General features: G+C 43.9%; 7 protein-coding genes. 6 read left to right on the top strand and 1 reads right to left on the bottom strand.

The genetic code is table 11. The features are described 5' to 3' along the window. A partial coding sequence (locus tag AC4E7D_RS12580) for a helicase-related protein (protein ID WP_490174137.1) occupies positions 1-711 on the top strand: 711 nt, incomplete at its 5' end. Here AC4E7D_RS12580 and AC4E7D_RS12575 read toward each other — a convergent pair. Further along, on the bottom strand, positions 712-1,404 hold the full coding sequence (locus AC4E7D_RS12575) for a LytR/AlgR family response regulator transcription factor (RefSeq protein WP_490174136.1): 693 nt from the start codon (positions 1,402-1,404) through the stop codon (positions 712-714). 237 nt (positions 1,405-1,641) lie between these two features. On the opposite strand from AC4E7D_RS12575, the gene rpsF reads away from it, so the two are divergent. The 5 genes from rpsF to AC4E7D_RS12550 all read left to right on the top strand — a co-directional run. Beyond that, positions 1,642-1,980, top strand: coding sequence for a 30S ribosomal protein S6 (rpsF, locus tag AC4E7D_RS12570; protein WP_490174135.1), 339 nt, complete (start codon positions 1,642-1,644; stop codon positions 1,978-1,980). Between the two features lie 5 nt (positions 1,981-1,985). Continuing rightward, positions 1,986-2,282: a 30S ribosomal protein S18 gene (gene rpsR, locus AC4E7D_RS12565; protein WP_490174134.1), complete on the top strand. Its 297-nt coding sequence runs from the start codon at positions 1,986-1,988 to the stop codon at positions 2,280-2,282. A 12-nt stretch (positions 2,283-2,294) separates the two neighbouring features. Continuing rightward, entirely contained in the window at positions 2,295-2,747 is a 453-nt protein-coding gene (rplI, locus tag AC4E7D_RS12560; RefSeq protein ID WP_490174133.1) for a 50S ribosomal protein L9, read from the top strand. A gap of 85 nt (positions 2,748-2,832) precedes the next feature. Further along, a complete protein-coding gene (locus AC4E7D_RS12555; protein ID WP_490174132.1) occupies positions 2,833-3,309 on the top strand; it encodes a DUF6495 family protein in 477 nt (158 codons plus the stop codon). Positions 3,310-3,364: 55 nt separating this feature from the next. Then, positions 3,365-3,999: ATP phosphoribosyltransferase regulatory subunit (locus AC4E7D_RS12550; RefSeq protein WP_490174131.1), on the top strand; the 635-nt coding region annotated here is incomplete at its 3' end.

Genomic DNA, 3,999 nt, shown 5'->3' with positions numbered 1-3,999 from the left:
GTGGAGCAGGAACTTAAAGAGTTTTTTCCGAAGGTTGTAGTAGGAAGAATGGATCTGGATACGACACGGGGCAAGCATGCTTACCAGAATATTATCTCATCCTTTGAGTCCCGGGAGATAGATATCCTTGTTGGCACTCAAATGGTGACCAAAGGGCTGGATTTCCGGCATGTCAATCTGGTGGGGATCATGAATGCGGATGCCTTGCTCAATTTTCCGGATTTCAGGGCTCATGAACGCAGTTTTCAATTGTTGACCCAGGTAGCCGGGCGTGCGGGGCGAACTGAAAAAAGAGGAAAGGTTATTGTACAGACCTACAATCCCTATCACCAGATCCTAAAGCAGGTTTCCACAGGAGACTACGAGGGAATGTACAGGGAACAGTTATATGAGCGGGAACAATTTCAGTATCCGCCATCGCACAGGGTTATCCGGATTACCCTGAAGCACAAGGACTTTAATAAGGTCAATGAGGCCTCCGCCTGGCTTGGGCAGGCATTGCGTACAGCTTTTCAGTTTCCCATTCTGGGCCCTGAATTTCCTCCTATTGCCCGGATACGCAACCAGTACCTCAAGAACATCCTGGTGAAAATCCCAAGGGATTACCCGCTTTCCAAAACAAAAAAAGGCATTAAAAGGATTGAACAATCCTTTAATGCCATTGCTCCGTACCGTGGGGTACGTATAATTTTCAATGTGGACTTCTTCTAACTAGAAGTTGCTTAATGCTTCTGCCAGTTCCGTTTTCTTGTTCCTGCTCAACGGGATGGAACGCCCGCTTACTTCTACATTCTTACTGTTGAACTTTTCAATTTTCTCCAAGTTGACAATGTAGGATTTGTGGATCCTCAGGAATTTGTCGGCCGGAAGCTGCTTTTCAAAAGCCTTCATGGTGGAGAGGATCACAATATTGGCCTCATCAGTAACCAGTTTGATGTAGTCACCAAGGGCTTCAATCCACTTGATATCGTTAAGGATTACTTTGCGCTTTTTCAGGTTACTTTTGACGAAAATGTGCTCTTCATCTTCATTTACCTGGTGCATTTGTTCGTACTTGGTCACCGCACGCTTTACTGAGGCATCAAAACGCGCCATAGTAATTGGTTTGTGCAGGTAATCTGTTACGTCATAGTCAAATGCTTTCAAAGCGTAATCCGGCTTACCGGTGATCAGGATCACCTGTGGCCGGTTTTCTAATGATTCCAAGAGGTCAAAGCCACTGATAATGGGCATCTCAACATCCAGGAAAATCAGGTCAATTTCATTGTTCTTTATCCCGTTTTTAGCCTCTATAGCATTGCTGTAATCGGCTACAAGTGTTAAGTTGGGATGATTGTTTACAAGTTTTGCAACTGCCATACGTTGCATAGAGGAGTCGTCGACAACGATACTTCTAAGTTTCATAAATGGTTGATTTGTGGGGTTAAATCATCGACAAATTACTGAAAAAACAGCTGTTTCAGCAACAAAAGTTGTAAACAATGTTTATAATATTGTGTAAATGGCGATGACCATACATTTTTGCGTTTTGGGTTAAGTTCAGATTTCAAGATTTATATGCATAAACGAAGATTTTTTTGTTTTCTTGTGCTTGCTCCCATTTTTTATTACTTTTGCGCTCCTAAAAATCTATAACTCATTATGAATCATTACGAAACTGTTTTCATTTTAAATCCCGTTCTATCCGATACGCAGATAGAGGAAACAGTAAAGAAATTTCAGGATTTCTTGAAAAAGCAAGGCGCCAAGATGGTGGCCAAGGAAAATTGGGGGCTGAAAAAGCTAGCGTACCCCATTCAGAACAAAAAGAGTGGTTTTTACCATTTGTTTGAGTTTACCGCTCCAGGAGAGGCCATAGGGCCTTTTGAGCAGGAATTCAGGAGAGACGAACGCGTAATGCGTTTCCTGACCGTAAAGCTGGACAAGCATGCAATTGCATGGGCGGTAAAGCGCAGAGAGAAGTTAAATATTAAAGCGTAAGTAGGATGGCGACATTACAACAACAAGCAAAAGGTAAAAAAGATGGGGAGATCAGGTATCTGACCCCTCTTAACATTGAAACTAGCAAGCAAAAGAAATACTGCAGGTTTAAAAAGTCTGGTATCAAGTATATCGATTACAAAGACCCGGATTTCCTCATGAAACTGGTTAACGAGCAAGGGAAATTGCTCCCCAGGAGGCTTACAGGTACTTCCCTGAAGTATCAGCGCAAAGTAGCCCAGGCAGTAAAAAGGGCGCGTCACCTGGCTTTGATGCCCTATGTAGGAGACCTGTTAAAGTAAAAGAAAAGGATCATGGAACTGATATTAAAAGAAGACGTACAAAACCTGGGATTCAAGGATGACCTGGTAAAAGTCAAGAGTGGTTACGGACGAAACTACCTGATCCCAAAAGGACTTGCTGTTCTGGCGACGCCATCGGCTAAAAAAGTGTTGGCTGAAAACCTGAGACAAAAAGCACATAAGGAAAAAGAACTGGTAGAAGGTGCTAATAATACAGCTACTGCCCTCAAAGAGCTCGAAATCAAGATCCCTGCCAAGGCTGGGGCTGGCGATAAGCTTTTTGGTTCAGTAACCAACATTGACCTTGCTGCTGCTCTTGAGCAGGCAGGCCATGAAATTGACCGGAAGTTCATCAGCATCAAAGGAGGTACTATTAAAAGAACAGGACCCTACGAGGCGCAAATCAGATTGCACCGAGAGGTTATCGTTGATTTCCCCTTTGAGGTAGTTGGCGAAAAGAATTAAGATTCTTTACCAATATATAAAAAGAGCCATGCCTGCATGGCTCTTTTTTTATTAGGCTATATAATAAACTATTTAATCCAATCAGATGAAATACTCACGGTTAACACAGGAACAACTGGAGGAACTTCAGCAGGAGTTTATTAATTTCCTGGCTACCCAGTCTATTACCGCAGAGGAGTGGGAGGCGCTTAAGGTGGAAAAGCCCGAAGTAGCTGAAGAAGAGTTGGATGTATTCAGTGATTTGATCTGGGAAGGCGTGCTGAGCAATGTGACCTATTTGGAAAATGTTTCCAGCCAGCACCTGCACTTGTTCTACCTTACTGAAAAGGAGATGAAACTGATCTCCGTGAAAGTGCATAACCCGGATATCGATCTGACGACCAAACCCGGTTTTGCCTGGTTCAAGAAGCACTGGCAGTCTGATTATGTAGAGTACCTGACGGCCTCTAAAGTATATTCTCAGGATAGGAATCGCGATAAATTTGACCTTATCCAGCAAGGGGCAGTAATCACCAAAGGCGAATTGTACCGCTGGTTTGAACAGATCCTGGATACCGAATGAGCAAAAGTAAATGGAGTAGCCCTATTCTTTTATCTTTGTAACAGATTCACAACGCATGCCACAGAAACCATCCCTTCCCAAAGGAACACGTGACTTTACCCCTGCCGAGGTAGTCCGGCGACAGTACATCATTGACACGGTAAAGAAACATTTTACTGCCTTTGGCTTTCTTCCCATAGAAACCCCAGCGATGGAAAACTATGACACCCTGATGGGCAAGTATGGGGATGAGGGGGACCGTTTGATTTTTAAGATCCTTAACTCCGGGGACTTTATCAGCAAGGTTGATGATGTTACCTACAGCTCCAAGGATTCAAAATCCCTTACCCCTAAAATAACAGATAAGGCGCTGCGGTATGACCTGACAGTACCTTTTGCCCGCTATGTGGTGATGCACCAGAACGATATTGACTTTCCTTTTAAGCGCTATCAGATCCAACCGGTATGGCGTGCCGACCGACCCCAAAAAGGCCGCTTCCGTGAGTTTTATCAGTGCGATGCAGATGTGGTAGGACCTAAATCCCTGTGGCAGGAGGTTGAGTTTATTCAATTATATGATGCCGTATTTACCGATCTGGGCATGAACGGGGTTGTCGTTAAATTGAACAATCGCAAAATTCTGAGTGGAATCGCAGAGGTTATTGGTGCAGGCAACCATCTGGTGAACTTTACCGTAGCCCTGGACAAGCT

The sequence above is a fragment of the Lentiprolixibacter sp. genome (assembly GCF_982873095.1).
This window is presented reverse-complemented; position numbering and strand designations above follow the sequence as displayed.